This is a genomic window from Stenotrophomonas sp. YJH_SMC_122, from assembly GCF_059369535.1.
This window is the reverse complement of the sequence record NZ_JCAFST010000006.1, coordinates 166701-187144: the sequence shown is the minus strand read 5'-3', so window position 1 is coordinate 187144 and position 20444 is coordinate 166701. Positions and strand designations below refer to the sequence as shown.

Genomic DNA, 20444 nt, shown 5'->3' with positions numbered 1-20444 from the left:
ACTTGATCGAGCAACAAGGACGCACCGATGAACACTGCTGTGGATGCTGTCGAACGTACTGAAATCCTGATCATCGGCGCCGGCCCGGCCGGTTCCGTGGCCGCAGCGATGCTGCGCCAGCAGGGCCGCCAGGTGCTGATGCTGGAGCGCCAGCAGTTCCCGCGCTTCTCCATCGGCGAAAGCCTGCTGCCGCAGAGCATGGAGTACATCGAGGCGGCGGGCCTGCTGCAGGCCGTGGTCGAAGCGGGCTTCCAGCACAAGAACGGCGCCGCCTTCGTGCATGGCCAGGCACGCACTGCGTTCGACTTCAGGAAGAAGTTCTCGCCGGGTTGGGGCACCACCTACCAGGTACAGCGCGCCGACTTCGACAACGTGCTGGCACGCGGTGCCGAGCGCATGGGCACCACGCTGCGCTTCGGCGACGAAGTGCTTGCGGTCGAGCCGGGCGAGCAACCGGCGGTGATGGTGCGCCGCCCGGACGGCAGTGAATACCGCATCGAGGCCGATTTCATCCTCGATGCCTCCGGCTTCGCGCGGCTGCTGCCGCGGCTGCTGCAGCTGGAGTCACCGTCCAACTTCCCGGTGCGCGGCGCGATCTTCTGCCACGTTCGCGACAACATTCCGGCCGAAGCGGACTTCGATCGCAACAAGATCCTGATCACCACCCACCCCGAGCACATCGACGTCTGGTATTGGACGATCCCGTTCTCCAATGGCTGCTGTTCGCTGGGCGTGGTCGCCGAGCCGTCGTTCTTCGAGCGCTACGAGGGTGACGACCTGCAGAAGCTGCAGGCCATCGTCGGCGAGGACCCCAACCTGACCGGGCTGCTGGCCAACGCCGAATGGGCGGTGCTGCCGGTGCGCCGCATCACCGGCTATTCGGCCAACGTCAGTTCGCTGTGGGGGCCCGGCTACGCGTTGCTGGGCAACGCCGGCGAGTTCCTCGATCCGGTGTTCTCCTCCGGCGTGACCATTGCCTTCAAGTCCGCGCAGCTGGCCAGCGAATGCCTCAAGCGCCGCTATGCCGGCCAGGCCGTGGACTGGGAGGCCGAGTTCTCGATCCCGCTGCGTGCCGGCGTGAAGACCTTCCGGCGCTTCGTCGAAAGCTGGTACGAGGGCGGTTTCCAGAAGATCATCTACCACCCGCAACAGCAGCCCGAAGTGCGCGACATGATCAGCTCCATCCTGGCCGGCTACGCCTGGGACACCAACAACCCGTACGTGGCCGACGACAGCGGCCGCCGCATGCGCGTGCTGGAGCAGCTGTGCGGCGCGTGATTGCCCGTACTGCGGTGCTGCTGCTGTGCCTGCTGCTGGCCGCCTGTGCCGGCCGCATGCCGAAACCGCAGGTGGAACTGCCGTCGCTGCGCCTGGCGCCGGCCAGCCTGCCGGCGCCGCTGGCGTTGCAGCAGCAGCTGCATTTCCGCTTCGGCACGCATGAGCGCGATCTCGACGCGCTGCTGGAAGCCGACGCCCAGCAGGTGCAGCTGGCCGTGCAGGCGATGGGCCAGACCGGTGTGCGCCTGCAATGGGACGGCCAGCAGCTGACCCAGCAGCGCGCGCCATGGCTGCCACCGCAGGTGCGCGCCGAGCGCGTGCTGGATGACCTGCAGTTCGCGCTGTGGCCGACTGCGGCCATTGCCGCCGTTCTGCCGGCGGGCTGGCAGGTCAGTGATGATGGCCATCAGCGCAGCCTGTCGCGTGAGGGCACCGTGTGGCTGCAGCTGCAGCGGCTGGACGATGGCAGCGTGCAGCTGGACAACCGCGCCGAAGGCTATGCGCTGCGCATCGAATCGATCGACATGGCCGGGCCGGACCGATGAGCGCACCGATCTACCTGAACGACCTGGGCGTGGTCTGTGCACTCGGCGCTGGCCGCGCCGAAGTGACGTCGGCACTGTTCGCCGACGCGCCGGGCGGGCTCAGCGACAACGACAGCCTGTTGCCGGGGCGCACCCTGGCGCTGGGAGAAGTACGCACGCCGCTGCCGGCGCTGGATGATCTGCCGGTGGCCCTGCGCGGGCGCAACAATGCCCTGCTGGACGTGGCATTGGCTCAGATCGCGCCGGCAGTGGCCGCGGCGATCGCCCGCCATGGCGCCGAGCGCGTAGCGGTGGTGCTGGGCACCAGCACTTCGGGCATTGGTGAATCCGAGCAGGCATTGCGCAGCCATGCCGAACAGGGCCAGTGGCCGCAGGGCTTTGATTACGCCCAGCAGGAAATGGGCACCGCCGCGCAGTTCGTGCGCCAGCGCAGTGGCGCACAGGGGCCGGCATGGACCCTGTCCACTGCCTGCTCGTCCAGTGCCAAGGCGCTGATGTCGGCCGCACGCATGCTGCGCGCCGGCATCGTCGATGCGGTGATCGCCGGTGGCGCCGATTCGCTGTGCCGCTTCACCGTGGCCGGCTTCAGCGCGCTGGAATCGGTCTCGGCCCAACGCTGCAATCCGTTCTCGCAGCATCGTACCGGTATCAACATCGGCGAAGGCGCCGCGCTGTTCCTGCTCACCCGCGAACCCGGCCCGGTATGCCTGGCGGGGTGGGGCGAGTCGGCCGACGCCCACCACATGTCCGCCCCGGACCCGCAGGGCCTGGGCGCCATCGACGCCCTGCAGCAGGCGCTGCAGCGTGCTGGCTGGGCCGCCGGCGAAGTGGACTATGTGAACCTGCATGGGACCGCGACCGGCCACAACGATGCGATGGAAAGCCTGGCCGTGTCGCAGGTGCTGGGCAGCCACGTGCCGGCCAGTTCGACCAAGCCGTTGACCGGCCACACGCTGGGTGCCTCGGGTGCCATCGAGGCGGCGCTGTGCTGGATCCTGCTGGCCGAGAACCCGCAGCAGCTGCTGCCGCCGCACTGGTGGGACGGCGTGGCCGACCCGGCACTGCCGGTGCTGCCGCTGGTGGCGCCGGGCACGCGCCTTGCGCAGCCGCCGCGGCGGGTGCTGAGCAATTCGTTCGCCTTCGGCGGCAGCAATGCCGTGCTGGCACTGGAGCGTCGATGAACACGCTGTACGCGATCGAAGACGTGGTGCCGCACCGCCAGGACATGTGCCTGCTGGAGCGCATCACGCAGTGGGACCAGGACGCCATCGAGGCCGAACTGGTGGTGCCCGAGGCCGGCCTGTTCGTCGAGGATGACCAGGTGCCGGCATGGGTCGGCATCGAGTACATGGCACAGGCCATCGCGGCCTGGGCCGGTTGCCGCGCGCGTGCGGCCGACAGGCCACCGCAGTTGGGCTTCCTGCTCGGCAGCCGCCGCTACAGCAGCGCGCGCAGCAGCTTCCCCAGCGGTACGCGGCTGCGCGTACAGGCGCGCTGCGAGCTGTTGGGTGACAATGGATTGGGGATGTTCGCCTGCCGCATCCTGGCAGGCGAGGAAGAATGGGCGACAGCCAACGTGTCGGTGTTCGAACCGGCCGACGCGATGGCCTATCTGGAGAGTGGACAGGCATGACAGGGAATCGAAGCGTGCTGGTGACCGGCGCCAGCCGGGGCATCGGCCGGGCCATCGCGCTGCGCATCGCGCGCGATGGTTTCGACGTGGTGGTGCATTGCCGCAGCCGCGTGGATGAAGCACAGGCGGTGGTCGCCGAGATCCAGGCACTGGGCCAGCAGGCCCGCGTGCTGGTGTTCGACGTGGCCGACCGCGCGTCTGCGCGGGCCGCGCTGGAGGCCGATGTCGAAGCACACGGCGCGTACTACGGCGTGGTCTGCAATGCCGGCATCGCCCGCGATGGCGCCTTCCCGGCGCTGTCAGCGGACGATTGGGACCAGGTCATCCACACCAACCTGGATGGCTTCTACAACGTGCTGCATCCGCTGATCATGCCGATGGTGCGGCGGCGCAAGCCGGGCCGCATCGTCACCCTGTCGTCGGTCTCCGGACTGGCCGGCAACCGCGGGCAGGTCAACTACAGTGCCGCCAAGGCCGGCATCATCGGCGCCACCAAGGCCCTGGCGCTGGAACTGGCCAGCCGCCAGATCACCGTCAACTGCGTGGCCCCGGGCCTGATCGAGACCGAAATGCTCAACGACGAAGTGGTTGAACACGCGCTCAAGCTGATTCCCGCCGGCCGCGTTGGCCGGCCGGACGAAGTGGCGGCTACCGTGGCATTCCTGCTGTCCGAACCGGCCGGCTACATCACCCGCCAGGTGATCTCGGTGAACGGAGGCATGCTCTGATGGCCGCCGATCGTCGTGTGGTGGTCACCGGCGCCGCCGCCATCAGTCCACTCGGCCACGACTGGCCGACCATCGAGGCCCACCTGCGCAGCTGCCGCAACGCGGTGCGTGCGATGCCCGAGTGGGATGTCTATGCCGGGCTGAACACCAAGCTGGCCGCGCCGGCGCAGGACTTCGAGCTGCCGCCGAACTACAACCGCAAGACCACCCGCTCGATGGGCAAGGTCGCGATCATGTCGGTGCGCGCCACCGAGGTGGCGCTGCGCGAGGCCGGCCTGCATGAGCATCCGGTGCTGCGCAGTGGCCGTACCGGCGTGGCCTATGGCTCCTCGTCCGGCAGCCACGAGGCCACCGGCGAATTCGGGCGCATGCTCAACGAGTTCACCACCGACGGCATCAGCGCCACCACCTACCTGAAGATGATGAGCCACACCGCGCCGGTCAACATCGGCGTGTTCTTCGGCCTGTCCGGGCGCGTGTACACCACCTCCAGCGCCTGCACGTCGGGCAGCCAGGGTGTGGGCGCGGCCTATGAAGCCATCCGCAGCGGCAAGCAGACGGTGATGGTGGCCGGCGGTGCCGAGCAGCTCGATGCCACTGCTGCGGCGGTGTTCGACACGCTGTTCGCCACCAGCGTGCGCAACGACGCGCCGCAGACCACGCCGCGCCCGTTCGATGCCGGCCGCGATGGCCTGGTGCTGGGCGAGGGCGCCTGCACGCTGATCCTGGAAGACCTGGAACACGCGCAGGCGCGCGGCGCCACCATCCTTGCCGAGGTGGTCGGCTACGGCACCAACAGCGATGGCCAGCACGTCACCCAGCCCAGTGCCGACACCATGGCCCAGGCCATGCGCCTGGCATTGGAGGACGCCGGCCTGGACGCGGCGCAGATCGACTACGTCAACGCCCATGGCACCGCCACCGACCACGGCGACATCGCCGAGACCCAGGCCACCGCACAGGTGTTCGGCAGCCGCGTGCCGATCAGCTCGCTGAAGAGTTACGTCGGCCACATGCTGGGTGCCTGTGGCGCGTTCGAGGCCTGGGTGAGCATCCAGATGATGCGTGCCGGCTGGTTCGCGCCCACCCTGAACCTGGCCGAAGTCGACCCGCGCTGTGGCCAGCTCGACTTCATCACCGGGCAGGGCCGCGAACTGCAGGCCGAGTACGTGATGAGCAACAACTTCGCCTTCGGCGGCATCAACACCTCGCTGGTGTTCCGCCGCTGGAGCGAGTGATCCACTGCGCCAACACACCGTTCCCGTTACCCCCCGCACCCTCGACAAGGAGATGTTCCGATGCGCCGCACTCTCATGATCGCCACGGCTACCGCGCTGCTGGCCCTGACTTCCACCGCTTCCGCCCGCGACACGCGTGTCGAACAGTCCCTGCAGGAACTGGTCAATTCGCAGGCCGCCAAGGACGCCGGCATCGACGGCAGCGTGCGCTTCTACCTGGCCGGCCAGCCGGTCAGCGTGCAGCAGCGCCTGGGCGAAGACGTGACCAACAAGAAGACCAACGCCGCCAACAAGAGCGATGCCGAGGCCTGCCGCTGGGTTGCGCTGTCGGCACTGCGCGCGCTGCAGGACGGTGCCAAGTCGCGCGGCGCCAACGCCGTGGTCGACATTGTCAGCTATTACAAGAAGAACGAGTTCAAGAGCAGCACCAACTACGAGTGCTACGCCGGTGCCATCCTCGCGGGTGTCGCGCTGAAGGGCACCTACGCCAAGGTCAAGTAAGCGCCCGTGTGGCGGCGGCGCAGCCTGAACGTCGCCGCCACATTGCTGAACCCCGCAGGCGAAACGCCGCTGATCGCGCCGCCATCGTCGGCTGACGGCTTTCCCCAGTGTCGGCTTTCCGACACAATCATGGCTCTTCCCGGGTTATCGTCCCGCGGACATGCACGCCTACGTCTATAAAAGCCAACTCAAGCCGGACACCTACGTCTACGTTCCCCGACGCGATGATTTCAGCGCGCTGCCCGCGCCGCTGCTCACCTCGCTGGGGACGCTCGCCTTCGTCCTGGAGGTGGCCCTGGATGCCCAGCGCCGCCTGGCGCAGGCTGACCCGGAAAAGGTCCGCAGCGAAATGAGCGAGCGCGGGTTCTACCTGCAGGTGCCGCCGTCGGTGGCCAGCCTGATGCCGCGCCACTATGACTGACGCCTCCCGTCCGCGCATCCTGTCAATTGCCTTCGCCGCGGGCGCGGTGCTGGCGCTGGGCGCCGCCGTGGGCGGCGTCCCGGGTGCCGTCCTTGCCGCACTGGCGCAGCCCGCGTTCGCGCTGGCGATATCGTGGTGGCGCCGCAGCCGCGCGCTGCGGCCGCTGAAGGTGGTCGCACGCCAGGACCTGCCGGCGCTGCTGGCATTGTGGGCAGCCGCCCCGCTGTTGCTGGCGCTGCTGCTGGCCTGGCCGCTCGCTGCGCTGCGTGACAGCGGCAGCCTGGCGGCAGTGCTTGGCCTGAGCGTACTGGTCAGTGCCGGCCTGCTGGCCGCCTGGCGCACCTGGCCATTGTGGAACGATGTCGAACGCCTCGACGGCAGCCTGGCCCAGCACTGGCAGGCGCTGGCGGGGCGCGACCTGACTGCTTGGCGTGGCCTCGGCGTGGCCGCGCTGGTCATTGCGCTGGCCGCGCTGGTGGTGCTGCCGGCCTGGCCGGGCCTGTTGCCGGAAAGCGCGCGCTGGCCCGCCGCGCTGGCGGTCGTGCTGCTGTCGCCGGTGCTGCACCTGCTGCTGCAGCGGGTCGCGCCCGCGCCGCTGGTGTCGCTGCGCTCCAGCCCGTTGGCGGCGTCCAGCGCTGAACCCGAACCGATGTTCGCAGCGGCGGCCGAAACCGTGCCGCTGGAGGCGATGGCGCCGCAGGAACTGACACCGGCGCTGTATGAGGCCGCCCGCCAGGGCCGCATCGACCGGGGCCTGCAGCTGCTGCAGGCCGGTGCCGATCCGTATGCGCTGCCGGACCCGAACTGGCGTGACCAGCGCAGCCTGGCGGTGCTGGCCGCGGTGCTGCCGGACCTGCGCCTGCTGCGTGAACTGATTGCCCGCGGCGTCGATGTGAATGCGCCGCACCGGGGCATGACCCCGCTGCTGGCGGCGACCCGCGACAGCTGGCATGGCCGCCCCGAAGCGGTGATGACCCTGCTCGCCAATGGCGCCGACTCGCGTGCCACCGACAGTGATGGCAACACCCCGCTGCACCATGCCGCACGCAGTTCCGACCCGGGGGTGGCCGCGCTGCTGCGCGATGCCGCTGCCGAAGTCGATGCGCTGAACCGTGATGGCTGGTCGCCGCTGGCGGTGGCCTGCCAGGTGGGCAACTGGCGTCTGGCCCGCTTCCTGCTCGAACGCGGTGCACGCTGCGAACCGGCCGATGGCACCCCGGTGCTGCTGGCCGCCGCCGCCACCGAGGATGACGATCCGGCGGGTGTGCAGCTGCTGCTCAAGCACAAGGCACGGGCCGACGCCCGCGATCGCCAGCGCCGCAGTGCGTTGCATGAAGCGGCCCTGGCCGGCCATGTCGAGATCATCGGCGTGCTGCTCGGCGCGGGCGCCAATCTGGAAGCGCGCGATGCACTGGGGCGTACGCCGTGGCTGGAAGCGGCCCGTGCCGGTCGCGCAGCCGTGATCGAGCACCTGCTGCCGCACAAGCCGGACCTGGTTGCGGTGGACGGCGAAGGCCGCAATGCGGTGCAGCTGGCGGCGATGGCCGAGGATGTCTCGCCGCTGCTGATCAAGCGCCTGGTCGAACTGGGCATCGCGGCCGATGCCACCGATCCGGTCGGCCGCCGTGCGGTGGACTACGCCGCCGAAGCCGGCCGCTGGGCGATCGTAGCCCTGCTGGACCCGTCCTATCCGTTGCCGGCCGCGGTCAGTGATGGCCTGGCCGATCGTGGCGAAGCAGCCAGTGCCAGCGGCCTGCTGCCGGACCGTCCGCCACTGACCCTGCTGCGCGAGGCGCTGGGCTTCGGCAACACCGACGGCATGGCGGCACTGGCCAGGCTGTGCCAGCCGGAGGAACTGGGCGGGCTGCTGCTCGATCCGGAGTTGGCGCTGGAACCGCGTGCGGTGGACTGGCTGCTGGGCCACGGCGCCGATCCCTATGTGCGTGATGCCTGCTCCGATACGCCGATGTTCGCGCTGTTGTCGCGCGGCATCGATGCGGTGCCGGCGTTGCAGGTGATGCTGCAGCGTGGCCTGTCGCCGGCCGGCCGCGGCGGCCTGGCGCGCTTCCTTGCTGCCTGCGCACAGCACGACCAGGCCGCGCGTGGTCTGGAACAGCTGGCACTGGAACTGCTTGAGCGTGGCGCCGATCCGTTCGCCGCCTCGCCGGCGGGTGATCCGCCGCTGTCGCTGGCGGTGCGCCTGGGCTGGCTGCGGCTGCAGCAGGCCCTGCTCAAGGCCGGCGTTGATCGCGAAGCACGCGACAGCCACGGCATGACCGCACTGCACCTGGCCACCGCATTGGCCCGCGAAGGCGCGCTTAAGCTGCTGGTGCAGCATGGTGCCTCGCCGGAAGCACGTGCCGCCGACGGCCAGACACCGCTGGGCGTGGCGCTGTCGATCGGTCGCCGCGATCTGGCCGACTGGCTCGATTGGCGGGTGTGGCCGTTGCCGCGCCGCACCCTGCGCGAGGCCGATCTGCCGGCCGCCGCAATGGCCGGTGACGTCGATGCAGTGCGCCGCCTGATCGATCTGGGCTTCGCCGTCGACGCGGTCGACGCACAGGGCTGCACCGCGCTGCTGCGTGCTGCCGGTGGCGGCCACCTGGCGGTAACCGACCTGCTGCTGGCGCGCGGCGCCGATCCGCAGCACGCGGCGGCCAGTGGCGCGACGCCGCTGTCGGCGGCAGTCAGCATGCGCCAGGTGGACATCGTTTCGGCCCTGCTCGACGCTGGCGCCAAGCTGGAACACCGCCTGCCGGGTGGCGTGACGGTGCTGATGCTGGCCTCCGCGCTGGGCCTTCCGGACATCGTCGCGCGCCTGCTCACGGCGGGTGCCGACGTGCATGCCGGTGACGCGCAGCAGTTGGGTCCGCTGCACTGTGCCGCGCTGTACGGTTTCAGTGCCCGCGACCGCTCGCGCCTGCTGGCGCTGCTCGACACCCTGCTGCTGGCCGGTGCCGAACCGGACCAGGCCGCCGCTGGTTCGGTCACGCCGCTGCTGCTGCTGCTGGGCGCGCGCGCAGAGCCGGGTACCGCCTGCGACGAGCAGGTGGTGATGGCCGCAGTGGAGCGCCTGCTGGACGAGGACGTAAGCCTGGACGTACGCGACCCGCGTGGCTTCGGCCCGTTGCATCTGGCCGCGCTGCATGGCCTGCCGCTGCTGGTGCAGCGCCTGCTGCGCGCCGGCGCCGATCCGGAAGCGCGCGACAGCCTCAACCGCAGCCCGCGCGAGATCGCGGTGATGCGTGGCTTCATCGACGTGGCCGGCGAGTTCGAGCCGCGCGTGCCGGGCGTTTCCTCGATGGCGCGGTTCCTGCGCGACAACGGCTGATCGCTGGAAAAGGGTAGTGCCGGCCGCTGGCCGGCTACCTCATGACATCTCCGGGATCACGGGATTGCCGGCCAGCGGCCGGACTACCGGGTCCGCCATTGATCGGGTGGGTGCCGACCGTTGGTCGGCACACCTACTCGCCGTCCCTTTCCGCGTCGGCCTCGAACAGGTGCATCAGGTCGTTGCGCGCATCACGCGAGGTCTGGATCACCGCGGCCTCGTCGTCGTACACCAGGTACTGGTCACGCAGCAGCTGCTCATCATGCTCACGGAAGCGCTGCACATGGCGCTCGGCCACGTCCGGTGCCACGCCCAATGCGGTCAGCACGCGCCCGCTCATCTCCAGGCTGGTGCCGAACACTTCGCGGAACGGCTCGGCTGACATGTCCATCAGGCGCCATGCATGCTGGCGGTTGCGCGCTCGCGCCAGCACCTTCGCGTCCGGGTACAGCCGGCGCACCATGCGCACCGCGCGCAGGTTGGTCTCCGGGTCGTCCACGGTGATCACAAACACATCGATGTGCTCGCCGCCCGCCGCACGCAGCATCTCCGGCCGGGTCGGGTCACCGTAGTACAGCTGGTTGCCGAAGCGGCGCAGGTCGGCCACGGTGTCCGGGTTCGCCTCCAGCGCCACGAACGGCACCTTCTGTGCGGTCAGCAGGCGTGCGATCACCTGGCCGAAGCGGCCCATGCCGGCGATCAGCACCTTCGGGCGGTTGTCCGGTGCCACCTTGTCGGCCTCGGCTGCCTCGCGCGGTGGGGCCTTCTCCTGGCCGAGCAGCTTGAGCAGCGCGATCATCAGCAGGGGCGTGATCGCCATCGACAGGCCGACGATCGCCACCAGCCGATCGTGATTGGCGTTGCCGAGCAGGTGCGCGCGCTGCGCTTCGTTGAACACCACGAAGGCGAACTCGCCCCCCAGCCACAGCACGCTGCCCAGCAGCAGCGACTGCCGCGGACTGAGCCTGGCGATGCGGCCGATCACGTACAGCAGGCTGAACTTGACCACCAGCAGGATCGCCACGCCGGCGGCGATCAGCCACGGCTCGGCGCCGATGCGGTCGAGATCGATGCCCATGCCCACCGCGATGAAGAACAGCCCCAGCAGCAGGCCCTTGAACGGCTCGATCTGCGCTTCCAGTTCGTGCCGGAACTCCGAATCGGACAGCAGCACGCCGGCCAGGAACGCGCCCAGGCTGGGGCTGAGGCCCGCTTCCTGCATGAACCAGGCAGTGCCCAGCACCACCAGCAGGGCGGTGGCGGTGAACACTTCCGGGCTGCGGGTGCGGGCGATGATGCTGAACACCTTGCGCAGCACCGGTCGCCCGCACAGGATCACCACGGCCAGCGCGCCGAGCGCCACGGCGGCGTCTTCCCAGCGCAGGGTCTCGTTCTTCGCCCCGCCCAGCAGCGGGATGGCCGCCAGCAGCGGGATCGCGATCAGGTCCTGGAACAGAAGGATGGCAAAACCCAGCCGGCCATGGTCGCTGTTGATCGCCTTGTGCTCGGACAGCAGCTGCAGGCCTACCGCGGTGGATGACAGCGCCAGCGCAACTCCGACCACCAGCGCGCTCTTCCACTGGAAGTGGTCGAGCAGCAGCAGGCCGCCCAGCACCAGCCCGGACATCGCCACCTGCGCCGCGCCCGCGCCGAACACCGAGCGCCGCATCACCTTCAGGCGTGCCGGCGACAGCTCCAGGCCGATCACGAACAGCAGCATCACCACGCCGATCTCGGCGGCGCCGAGGATGCGGTCGGCGTCCTGCACGAAGCCCAGCCCGTCCGGGCCCAGCACCACGCCGGCCGCCAGGTAGCCCAGCACCGCGCCGAAGCCGAACTTCTTGAACACCGGCACGGCAATGACCGCCGCCAGCAGCAGCACCAGGGCCAGTTCCAGACCGCCGCTATGCATGGGAATACCTGGTCATCGGGGAAGCCCGCAGTGCGTCCGTTCGGGTGGGGAAAGCGTGGCGAGCGCCACCCGGCCATTATGCGCGCCGGTCTGTGTATGCACGAGAACAACCGGCCGGCCCGCGCCCGGCGCAGGGATGCCGGGTTGACCTGCATGGCCCACGGGTCCAGACTGCCCGCCGCTGGCGGCGCACCGCCGGCACGCGCATTCCGGAGTCCCCAACCCATGTCCAGCGACAGTAGAAGTCGACCTCGTTCGACGCCAGCGATGGCCACCGCCTGACATCGGGACGGTTTGCCTGCGTTGGCGTTGCGCGAGGTCGCACCCCCACAAGGCAAAACCGATGAACCAGAAGCAATTGCTGCGCCCGGTGGCCGATGCCGCCGCATTGGCCGCACCGCTGGCGAACTACAACACCGCCGATGCGGTGGAATTCCTCAACACACTGGAACTGGCCCGCGCCGCGGAAACGCTGGCCGCGCTGCCGTTGCCGCGTGCAGTGAAGATGCTGGAAGCGCCGGAGCTGCACCGCAGCGGTGAGCTGGTGGCCGCGCTGCCCCCGGCACGCGCCGCCGCCCTGCTCGGACTGATGGCTGACGACCGCGCCACCGACATCGTCCACGAGCTGGATGAGGAAGAACGCGCGCGGCTGATCCCGCTGCTGGGCACCGACGCCCGCCAGGCCATCCAGAAGCTGCTGAGCTATCCGCCGAACACCGCCGGCGCGCTGATGACCACCGAGTACGTGGCGGTGCCCGCCAGCTGGACCGTGGCGCAGACCCTGCAGCACATCCGCCAGGTCGAGCGCACCCGCGAGACGGTCTACGCGATCTACGTGCTGGAGCCGGCCAGCCAGCAGCTGCAGCAGGTGGTGACCATGCGCCGGCTGATCACCGGCCTGCCCGAGGAATCGATCCTGGACGTGGCCCAGGTCAATCCGCCGGTGACGGTGGACGCGCTGATGGACCAGGAAGAAGTCGCGCGTCTGATCCGCCGCCACGACCTGTTGGCGATTCCGGTGGTCGACGCGCAGCAGCAGATGCTCGGCATCGTCACCGTGGACGACGTGCTCGATGCGCTGATCGAGGAATCGACCGAGGACGCGCACAAGTTCGGTGGCATGGAAGCGCTGGACAAGCCCTACATGCAGATCGGCTTCTTCGAGATGCTGCGCAAGCGTGCCGGCTGGCTGAGCGTGCTGTTCCTGGGCGAGATGCTGACGGCCAGTGCGATGCAGCACTACGAGGACGAACTGGCGCGCGCGGTGGTGCTGACCCTGTTCATCCCGTTGATCATGAGCTCGGGCGGCAATTCGGGCTCGCAGGCCACCTCGCTGCTGATCCGCAGCCTGGCGCTGCGCGAACTGCGCCTGCGCGACTGGTGGAGGGTGGCGATCCGCGAGATCCCGACCGGCATGGTGCTGGGTGCCATCCTCGGCTGCCTGGCGATCGTGCGCATCGTGATCTGGCAGCTGGGTGGCCTGCATGACTACGGCGAGCACTGGATCCTGCTGGCGATCACCATCGGTGCCGCGCTGGTCGGCATCGTCACCTTCGGTTCGCTGTCCGGCTCGATGCTGCCCTTCGTCCTGAAGCGGCTCGGCTTCGACCCGGCCAGCGCCTCGGCCCCGTTCGTGGCCACCCTGGTGGATGTAACCGGCCTGGTGATCTACTTCAGCATCGCCGCGCTGATCCTGCACGGCACGCTGCTGTAACAAAAAAGGGGACGGAGGGGATTAAGTCGTTTGTGGCACAGACGACGTAATCCCCTCCGTCCCCTTTTTTGGGTACCGTAGGCGCATGAGTACCTACCACCTGCAGTCCGTATTCCGTCCGCAGTCGGTCGTGGTGATCGGCGGCAGTCCGCGTGAGCGTTCGGCCGGCCGCGCAGTGATGCGCAACCTGCGCGGAACCGGCTTCCCCGGCAAGGTGGCGTGGATCAACCCGCGGCACGCCGAGATCGATGGCATCCGCACGGTCAAGCGCTTGAAGGACCTGGACTGGGTGCCCGACCTGGTGGTGATCACCGCGCCGGCGGCGATCGTGCCGCAAGTGGTGCGTACAGCTGCAGAGCGTGGCGTGCAGGCGGCGATCATCCTCACCGCGCACCTGGGCGAAGGCCCGGGTTCGTTGTCCGCACAGGTAGAGGCGGTGGCGCGCAAGCATGGCCTGCGCATCCTCGGGCCGCATTGCCTGGGCGTCATCGCGCCGCACGCGCGACTCAATGCCAGCATCGCCGCGCACTTCCCGCAGGCCGGCGACCTCGCCCTGATCTCCGAATCCTCGGCCATTGCCGCCGCGCTGGTGGAGTGGGGCGTGGCGCGCTCGGTGGGCTTCTCCGCCGTGGTTTCGCTGGGCGACACGATGGACGTCGACTTCGGCGACCTGCTCGACTACTTCGCCACGGACTACCGCACCCGCGCCATCCTGCTGTATGTCGAGCAGATCAAGGACGCGCGCAAGTTCATGTCGGCCGCGCGTGCCGCCGCCCGCGCCAAGCCGGTGGTGGTGGTGAAGTCCGGTCGCGCCGAGCGCGTGCAGCCGGGCAGCCGTGATACCCATGTGCAGGCCCTGGCGCGTGCCGATGATGTGTACGGCGCGGCCTTCAATCGCGCCGGCCTGCTGCGCGTGGGTGCGCTGGACGAACTGTTCACTGCTGCCGAATCGCTGGGGCGGCTGGGCACCTTCCCCGGTCGCCGCCTGGCCATTCTCAGCAATGGCGGCGGTGTCGGCCGCCTGGCCGTGGACCAACTGATCGCGCTGCGTGGCACGCTGGCCACCCTTTCCGACAGCACGGTGGAGAAGCTCGATGCGGTGCTGCCGCAGGGCTGGTCGCGCAGCAATCCGGTGGACATCGTGGTCGACGCCGATGGCGACCGCTATGCGTCGGCCATCGAAGCACTGCTGGCCGACAACGAGAACGACGCGGTGTTGGTGGTCAACGTGCCAACCGCGTTCACCTCGTCCGCCGATGCGGCGCAGGCCCTCACCCGCACGCTCGGCCTGCGCCCGCGCCATCATCGCGACAAGCCGGTGTTCGCCGTATGGCTGGGCAACGACGACCAGGCCACCGCCACGCTCAACGCGGCACGGGTGCCGACCTATCCGACCGAGGCCGAAGCCGTACGTGGCTTCCAGCACCTGGTGCGCTACCGCGAAGCGCAGAACGCGTTGATGGAAACGCCGCCCAGCCTGCCGCAGGACTTCAGCGTCGACACGGCTACCGCGCGCGCACTGGTCGATGCCGCGCTGGCCAACGGCCAGCAGTGGCTGGACCCGCTGGCCACGCATGAGCTGCTCAAGGCCTACGGCATCCCCTCCGCGCCGGTGATGCACGCGCGCGATGCGCACGAGGCAATGGACCTTGCGCAGCCGCTGCTGGAGCGTGGCGCCAGCGTGGCGCTGAAGATCCTGTCACCGGACATCCCGCACAAATCGGAAGTGGACGGCGTGCGCCTGAACCTGTCCACGCTGCCGGCGGTGCAGAGCGCGGCCAACGCGATCCTGTCGCGTGCGCGCCAGCTGCGGCCGGATGCGCGCATCGATGGCCTGCTGGTGCAGCCGACCATCGTCCGCCCGAAGGCGCGCGAACTGATTGTCGGCATCGCCGATGACGCGACGTTCGGCCCGGTGATCGTGGTGGGTCGTGGCGGCACCGCGGTCGAAGTGATCAACGACAAGGCGCTGGCCCTGCCGCCGCTGGACCTGCGCCTGGCCCACGAGCTGATCGGCCAGACCCGTGCTTCGCGCATCCTCAAGGCCTACGGCGATGTGCCCGCCGCCGACGAGCGCGCACTCGCGCTGGCGCTGGTCAAGCTGGCACAGCTGGCCGCCGACATTCCCGAAGTGCGCACGCTGGACATCAACCCGCTGCTGGTCGACGGCAAGGGCATCCTCGCCCTCGACGCGCGCGTGGCAGTGGCACCGTCGCGCATCCTGCACAAGGGCCGTGGCCATCCGCGCTTTTCGGTGTTCCCGTATCCGAAGGAGTGGGAGCGCACCATCGAACTGTCCGATGGTGGCCGCGCGTTCGTGCGTCCGGTGCGGCCGGAAGACGATGCGCTGTTCCGTGCGTTCTTCGCCCGTGTCAGCGACGAGGACCTGCGCCTGCGCTTCTTCCAGTCGGTGAAGCACTTCAGCCACGAGTTCATCGCGCGCCTGACCCAGCTCGACTACGCACGCTCGATCGCGCTGGTGGCGATCGAACCGCGCAGCGGCGAAATGCTTGGCGCGGTGCGCCTGCACGCCGATGCCGATTACCATCGCGGCGAGTACGGCATCCTGATCCGCTCGGACCTGAAGGGCCACGGCATCGGCTGGCGGCTGATGGCGATCATGATCGAGTACGCCAAGTGGCTGGGCCTGGACGTGGTCGAAGGCCAGGTGCTGCGCGAAAACAGCACCATGCTGGCGATGTGCCAGAGCCTGGGCTTCAAGACCAGGCTGGACCCGGATGACCCGACGGTAATGATGGTGACCCTGCCGGTGCAGCAGGTCGAGATGCCCGAAACCCCATTGTAGAGCCGAGCCCACGCTCGGCTGCCTTGCATCTCACGGGCACGCCTGAGCCGAGCATGGGCTCGGCTCTACAGCTTCAACGCAGTGGTTCCACCACCACTGCCGTGCCGTAGCACAGCACTTCGGTCAGCCCGGTCATCACGTCGGTGGCGTCGTAGCGCATGCCGATGGTCGCGTTGGCACCCAGCCGCCGTGCGTGCTTGACCCTGCTGCGCCAGGTTTTCTCGCGGGCCTGTTCGCACAGCGCGGTGTAGATGGTGATGGTGTCGCCGAAGAGCGCCTCCGCCGCTGCGTTCTGTAGCGTCGAGCCATGCCCCACTGGCTGTGCAGCCGTCGAACGTGGCTCGACGCTACAATCCAACCCCCGTTGCGGCATGGCTCCGTCACCGTGATGGCGCGACAATACCCCCATGACCGACCGTACTCCCCTGCTGCTGCTGCCCGGCCTGCTCAACGACGCCGAGCTGTGGCGCGCACAGTTGGCTGATCTTGCCGACATTGCCGATTGCACCGTAGGCGACCAGACCCGTGGCGAGACCCTGCAGGCGGTGGCCGAGGACGTGCTGGCGCAGGCGCCGGAACGCTTTGCGTTGGCTGGATTCTCGCTGGGCGGTTTCGTCGCCCAGCAGATCCTGCGCATCGCGCCGGAGCGGGTCCTGCAGCTGGCGCTGATTGACACCTCGATCCACGCCGACTCACCCGAGCGGGCCGAGCAGCGCCGCAGCCAACGTGCCAGCGTGCGCCTGCCCGGCAAGTTCCATGGTTTCGGTGATGTGCTGATGCGCAGCTACATCGATGCGTCGCGGCTGGATGATTACGTGCTGGTGCAACGTGTGCGTGACATGACCGCCCGCCTGGGCGCGGAAGTGTTCCTGCGCCAGAGCGCACTGGAACGCCGCGATGGCCATGATGTCCTGGCTGGTTACCGCGATCCGCTGCTGATCGTCTGCGGTGCGAACGACCGCATTACGCCACTGGCGGTGAGCGAGGAAATGCACGCGATGGTGCCGCACTCGCAGCTGGTGGTGGTGCCTGATTGCGGGCACCTGGCACCGATGGAGAAACCGGACGAAGTGAGTGCGGCAATGCGTGGGTGGTTGCTGCAGGCGTGACACGGTCCAGCTTGATGGATTCTTCGTTCCAACCCATGACGTTGTAAACGTGGTAGCGCAGGACGCCGATGTACTCGTGCAGCATCACTTCGATCAGCAGCAGGTTGTATGCAGAGGGAAGCCACCCCGGCGAGGCGCGGAGGCGATCACTGGGCAAGCCCTCGGCCACGACACCGAAGTGCCGGAAGTAGATCAGACTGCGCCTTAGGTGCAGGCCAGAGGTCACCAGCACTACCCGGACACTGTCGCGCTGGATCATTCGGCTGCTGTTCCTAGCGTTCTGCCAGGTGTTCACGCTGGCGTGCTCGCGCACAATGTGTTCCGCAGGTACGCCCAGCGCAATCAGTTCACGCGCGTAGACGTTGGCTTCTGGGGCATTATCCGGCGCAGCAGCGCCTCCGCTGACCAGCACCACGCAGGCTTCACCGATGCGTTCGCAGGCGAGGTAGCGCTGCGTTGCGGCCATCAACCGGCTATAGCCAGCCAGGCCGGGCCTGGAGCCGTGAGCGTCCTGATCGATGCCAGCGCCTAGAACGACAATCGCCGTGCGTGGATGGTGCGCTGTTGCAGTGCTTGGCGGCGCATCCTGTGCCAGGTCCAGCAGCCGTTGCGTGATGGGCGCGCTCGCGCTGGCCAAGATGGCCAGTGGCGCTACGGCGAGCAGGGCGCCGCTACGCACGTGTCGCTTTCGAACCAAAACCGCACACGACAGCAGCAGAAAGAGTGCCAGGGCGAGCATGACGAACCTCAGGAAGATTTGAAAGGAATCCGATGGCGTTACGCGATCGTTGCTTCCATGCTGGATGCCATGGATCTGAAGCGAATGTCACTCCCGGTCAGATGTGTTGCCATCGTGGGCGCCATCCTGCTCGCGGCCGCTGCCGGGCATCTTCTGGGTAGCACGTTTCCGCAGCTGTTCCTGCAGATCCATCAACGGATGCAGTAGGCCATACGCTCCGCACGCTGTCGCTTCAGGCCTCTGTTTGGGCGTCGCGGAACGCGCAAACGCATCTCTTCAGGTGTTGAATGCGACAAGCAGAGGAGAGCATTGCGGCGCTTGAACTCAACGCAAGGCGTAGAGCCGCGGCAACGTCCCGCAGACGGACCTGAGCTCGGGCAGCGATCGATGCTCAGCCTGATTGCAGCGACCGCGCCAGACCAGTTTCCATCGTTTGCCGTTGCCCTGGACGAGGCGATATCGCGCTGGATGAGCGCTGCGGAGAGTGAATCCCCGGGTTGCCTGGAACAGGAGCTTTCGCGCATGCATGCCCTGAAAAGTGTGACCTCGGCGTTGGGCAGCTGCAGGATTGCCGATGCCTGCGAAGATCTGGCTGATGCTCTCCGCTCCGGCGAAGCAATCGGCAGCGTGCGGCTGCGCGGCTGTGCGCTGGCAATCTCGGCAAAGCGCCTTCTGGGACGCACGACGGGTCAATCACTGACCGGGGGACGCTCACATGCATGATCCGTACACGCCCTCTCCAATGTCGTCCCCGGCAGCGCTGCTGCATGCTGCGCGCGTGCTGGAAATGCATCGTCTGGCTCTACTGCTGTCATGCTTCCAGGAGCCGCGCGCCAGTGGGTTCCGGGTGCTGTTGCAGGCGCTCGCGGTGCTGTGGTGCTGGCTCTGGATCGAGGGCCCTCAGCCTGTTCTGGCCGATGAGGCAGCGCGGGTGCTGCCTGCAGCCGTTGCGCTTCTGGCGGTCTCTGTAGCGTGGGCACTCTTTGTAAACCTTCGCAGGGCGCGTCACGACAGGTGGTACGACGTGGCGGGTCTCCTGCTCAGTCTGGCGATGGTGACCATCCAGGTGCACGCGGCCTTCATCCTGTTGATGGCGCTCAATGCAATCCTGCCGTTCCTCGTCATCGCCGCGACGGTGGCTTACGGACGCAAGGCCATGGCGCCGGCAATCGCGGTAACGGCCGTGGCGCTGCTGTGGGCAGCCCCCGAAGGCTACTGGTTCTCGCGGCCCGCCTATCTGGCCTATGCGCTGGCGCTGACCATCCTGTTGCCGCTGGTCGTGGCGTCACTGGTGGCAGCGATGCGCGAAATCGCGTTGCGTGCCATCGCGTCGCGTGAAGCGCAAGGGCGATTCGTCGGCACCATGAGTCATGAGCTTCGCACGCCGCTCAATGCGATCATCAGCGGCATCCAGCTTCTGGAGGTCAGTACGGCGAGTGCTGGCCAGCGACACGCACTGGCCACCGTTGCAGGGCAGGCCCAGGCGCTCCGACATCGCATCGATGATGTACTTGATGTTGCCAGCATCGATGGTGGCAAGCTGAAACTGCGGCCACACCCTTGTTCGCTGCGTTCCATCATTGAGGCGGCGCGGGCGAACTGCATGCCTGCGGCTGCAGACAAAGGCGTGGTAGTGCAGGTGGATGTTGGCAGAGCAGACGTATGGCTGTTGGCAGATGGCGGTCGCATCGAACAGGTGGTGACCAATCTTCTCTGCAATGCCATCAAGTTCAGTCCCATGGCGGGCGAGGCGAGGGTCTCGGTTGGCGCCGTTCGATCGGTGGATGACTGGCAGGTGCGGATCTCGGTCTGCGACTCCGGGACGGGCATCGACGAAGCGCAGAGAGGCATGATTTTCTCGCCTTTCGTGCAGGTCAGTCAGGGCGAAGCACGTTGCGAACAGGGCGTCGGCCTCGGGCTGTACATCGTTCGGTTGATTTCCGATGCCATGGGCGGAACGATCAGCGTCGGCCGCAGCGACGCCGGCGGCGCTTCATTCGTTTGGTGCTTCGCTGCTGCCGTGAGCGATGCGGCTGAGCCGCTTCCTTCCCTGGATGAGCTTTTCCAGTCGCACGCGGCGGTGGTTCGTCCGCTCCACTGCCTGCTGTTCGAAGACGTGGAGACCAACCGCGAGGTGGTGCAGCACCTGCTGCAGTGTGCAGGCCATCGCCTCAGCTTCCGGCAAGATGGCCACGATGCTCAGGCCGTCATCAAGACGCTGGCGCCCGACGTAGTTCTGCTGGATCTGCACATGCCAGGTTGCAGTGGATGGGACGTACTGGAGGCGCTGGTCAGGGACCCTGCGGCGCCTCCCGTTCTGGTAATGAGCGCAGACACCCGGTTAGAGGTAATTGACAGGGCGCAGGCGCTGGGCGCGGCTGGTTTTCTGTGCAAGCCACTGGACATCGAGAGCGTCCTGGACATGTTGCGCGGTGTTGCCGAGCGCTGACCGTTCGGCAGGTGCCGACCAAGGTCGGCACCTGCCGATT

General features: G+C 68.1%; 15 protein-coding genes and 2 pseudogenes. 14 read left to right on the top strand and 3 right to left on the bottom strand.

Annotated elements, in window-relative coordinates; genetic code table 11:
• The first annotated feature begins 27 nt into the window (after positions 1-27).
• From AC5P66_RS10540 to AC5P66_RS10500, 9 genes are all read left to right on the top strand, one after another.
• Positions 28-1278: an NAD(P)/FAD-dependent oxidoreductase gene (locus AC5P66_RS10540; protein ID WP_495216291.1), complete on the top strand. Its 1251-nt coding sequence runs from the start codon at positions 28-30 to the stop codon at positions 1276-1278.
• Positions 1266-1823, top strand: a complete 558-nt coding sequence (locus AC5P66_RS10535) for a DUF3261 domain-containing protein (protein ID WP_049438268.1) — start codon at positions 1266-1268, stop codon at positions 1821-1823. The genes AC5P66_RS10540 and AC5P66_RS10535 overlap by 13 nt, the downstream gene beginning before the upstream one ends.
• Positions 1820-3004, top strand: coding sequence for a beta-ketoacyl-ACP synthase (locus tag AC5P66_RS10530; protein ID WP_049416029.1), 1185 nt, complete (start codon positions 1820-1822; stop codon positions 3002-3004). Before AC5P66_RS10535 ends, AC5P66_RS10530 begins: the two co-directional genes overlap by 4 nt.
• Positions 3001-3456: a hotdog family protein gene (locus tag AC5P66_RS10525; protein ID WP_099485706.1), complete on the top strand. Its 456-nt coding sequence runs from the start codon at positions 3001-3003 to the stop codon at positions 3454-3456. Before AC5P66_RS10530 ends, AC5P66_RS10525 begins: the two co-directional genes overlap by 4 nt.
• Positions 3453-4184, top strand: a complete 732-nt coding sequence (locus AC5P66_RS10520; RefSeq protein ID WP_049416034.1) for a 3-ketoacyl-ACP reductase FabG2 — start codon at positions 3453-3455, stop codon at positions 4182-4184. The genes AC5P66_RS10525 and AC5P66_RS10520 overlap by 4 nt, the downstream gene beginning before the upstream one ends.
• On the top strand, positions 4184-5422 hold the full coding sequence (locus tag AC5P66_RS10515) for a beta-ketoacyl-ACP synthase (RefSeq protein WP_049438266.1): 1239 nt from the start codon (positions 4184-4186) through the stop codon (positions 5420-5422). The genes AC5P66_RS10520 and AC5P66_RS10515 overlap by 1 nt, the downstream gene beginning before the upstream one ends.
• A gap of 60 nt (positions 5423-5482) precedes the next feature.
• Entirely contained in the window at positions 5483-5923 is a 441-nt protein-coding gene (locus AC5P66_RS10510; RefSeq protein WP_005420284.1) for a hypothetical protein, read from the top strand.
• Positions 5924-6083: 160 nt separating this feature from the next.
• Positions 6084-6344 (top strand): YcgL domain-containing protein, encoded by a 261-nt coding sequence (locus AC5P66_RS10505; RefSeq protein WP_014648833.1) that lies wholly within the window; start codon positions 6084-6086, stop codon positions 6342-6344.
• The gene (locus tag AC5P66_RS10500) at positions 6337-9675 is read left to right on the top strand and encodes an ankyrin repeat domain-containing protein (protein WP_049411521.1); all 3339 of its coding nucleotides are present in this window, start codon (positions 6337-6339) and stop codon (positions 9673-9675) included. Before AC5P66_RS10505 ends, AC5P66_RS10500 begins: the two co-directional genes overlap by 8 nt.
• A 133-nt stretch (positions 9676-9808) precedes the next feature.
• Here the strand turns inward: AC5P66_RS10500 and AC5P66_RS10495 are convergent, their stop codons facing one another.
• Entirely contained in the window at positions 9809-11587 is a 1779-nt protein-coding gene (locus AC5P66_RS10495) for a monovalent cation:proton antiporter-2 (CPA2) family protein (protein ID WP_049411517.1), read from the bottom strand.
• 343 nt (positions 11588-11930) lie between these two features.
• Between AC5P66_RS10495 and mgtE the strand changes: the two genes are divergently transcribed.
• Together mgtE and AC5P66_RS10485 are read left to right on the top strand one after the other, a co-directional pair.
• Complete coding sequence (gene mgtE / locus AC5P66_RS10490) at positions 11931-13301, top strand: magnesium transporter (RefSeq protein WP_049411514.1); 1371 nt, start codon at positions 11931-11933, stop codon at positions 13299-13301.
• 85 nt (positions 13302-13386) lie between these two features.
• Positions 13387-16107, top strand: coding sequence for a bifunctional acetate--CoA ligase family protein/GNAT family N-acetyltransferase (locus AC5P66_RS10485; RefSeq protein ID WP_495216290.1), 2721 nt, complete (start codon positions 13387-13389; stop codon positions 16105-16107).
• A gap of 73 nt (positions 16108-16180) precedes the next feature.
• On the opposite strand, the pseudogene AC5P66_RS10480 reads toward AC5P66_RS10485, so the two are convergent.
• Positions 16181-16378, bottom strand: a pseudogene (locus AC5P66_RS10480) (YbjQ family protein); the annotation flags it as partial.
• Between the two features lie 136 nt (positions 16379-16514).
• Between AC5P66_RS10480 and AC5P66_RS10475 the strand changes: the two are divergent.
• Positions 16515-17216 (top strand): alpha/beta fold hydrolase, encoded by a 702-nt coding sequence (locus AC5P66_RS10475; protein WP_049411508.1) that lies wholly within the window; start codon positions 16515-16517, stop codon positions 17214-17216.
• A gap of 76 nt (positions 17217-17292) precedes the next feature.
• On the opposite strand, the pseudogene AC5P66_RS10470 reads toward AC5P66_RS10475, so the two are convergent.
• Positions 17293-17955, bottom strand: a pseudogene (locus AC5P66_RS10470) (YdcF family protein); the annotation flags it as partial.
• 387 nt (positions 17956-18342) lie between these two features.
• On the opposite strand from AC5P66_RS10470, the gene AC5P66_RS10465 reads away from it, so the two are divergent.
• Entirely contained in the window at positions 18343-18678 is a 336-nt protein-coding gene (locus AC5P66_RS10465) for a hypothetical protein (RefSeq protein ID WP_239666635.1), read from the top strand.
• Entirely contained in the window at positions 18671-20404 is a 1734-nt protein-coding gene (locus AC5P66_RS10460) for an ATP-binding protein (RefSeq protein WP_099485717.1), read from the top strand. Before AC5P66_RS10465 ends, AC5P66_RS10460 begins: the two co-directional genes overlap by 8 nt.
• Positions 20405-20444 lie beyond the last annotated feature (40 nt).

Excerpts from the sequence above, each read along its gene's own strand:
- AC5P66_RS10540 (WP_495216291.1), top strand. The coding sequence starts at position 28 with ATGAACACTGCTGTGGATGCTGTCGAACGTACTGAAATCCTGATCATC.
- AC5P66_RS10530 (WP_049416029.1), top strand. The coding sequence starts at position 1,820 with ATGAGCGCACCGATCTACCTGAACGACCTGGGCGTGGTCTGTGCACTC.
- AC5P66_RS10525 (WP_099485706.1), top strand. The coding sequence starts at position 3,001 with ATGAACACGCTGTACGCGATCGAAGACGTGGTGCCGCACCGCCAGGAC.
- AC5P66_RS10520 (WP_049416034.1), top strand. The coding sequence starts at position 3,453 with ATGACAGGGAATCGAAGCGTGCTGGTGACCGGCGCCAGCCGGGGCATC.
- AC5P66_RS10515 (WP_049438266.1), top strand. The coding sequence starts at position 4,184 with ATGGCCGCCGATCGTCGTGTGGTGGTCACCGGCGCCGCCGCCATCAGT.
- AC5P66_RS10510 (WP_005420284.1), top strand. The coding sequence starts at position 5,483 with ATGCGCCGCACTCTCATGATCGCCACGGCTACCGCGCTGCTGGCCCTG.
- AC5P66_RS10505 (WP_014648833.1), top strand. The coding sequence starts at position 6,084 with ATGCACGCCTACGTCTATAAAAGCCAACTCAAGCCGGACACCTACGTC.
- AC5P66_RS10500 (WP_049411521.1), top strand. The coding sequence starts at position 6,337 with ATGACTGACGCCTCCCGTCCGCGCATCCTGTCAATTGCCTTCGCCGCG.
- AC5P66_RS10495 (WP_049411517.1), bottom strand. The coding sequence starts at position 11,587 with ATGCATAGCGGCGGTCTGGAACTGGCCCTGGTGCTGCTGCTGGCGGCG.
- mgtE (WP_049411514.1), top strand. The coding sequence starts at position 11,931 with ATGAACCAGAAGCAATTGCTGCGCCCGGTGGCCGATGCCGCCGCATTG.
- AC5P66_RS10485 (WP_495216290.1), top strand. The coding sequence starts at position 13,387 with ATGAGTACCTACCACCTGCAGTCCGTATTCCGTCCGCAGTCGGTCGTG.
- AC5P66_RS10475 (WP_049411508.1), top strand. The coding sequence starts at position 16,515 with ATGACCGACCGTACTCCCCTGCTGCTGCTGCCCGGCCTGCTCAACGAC.
- AC5P66_RS10465 (WP_239666635.1), top strand. The coding sequence starts at position 18,343 with ATGCTCAGCCTGATTGCAGCGACCGCGCCAGACCAGTTTCCATCGTTT.
- AC5P66_RS10460 (WP_099485717.1), top strand. The coding sequence starts at position 18,671 with ATGCATGATCCGTACACGCCCTCTCCAATGTCGTCCCCGGCAGCGCTG.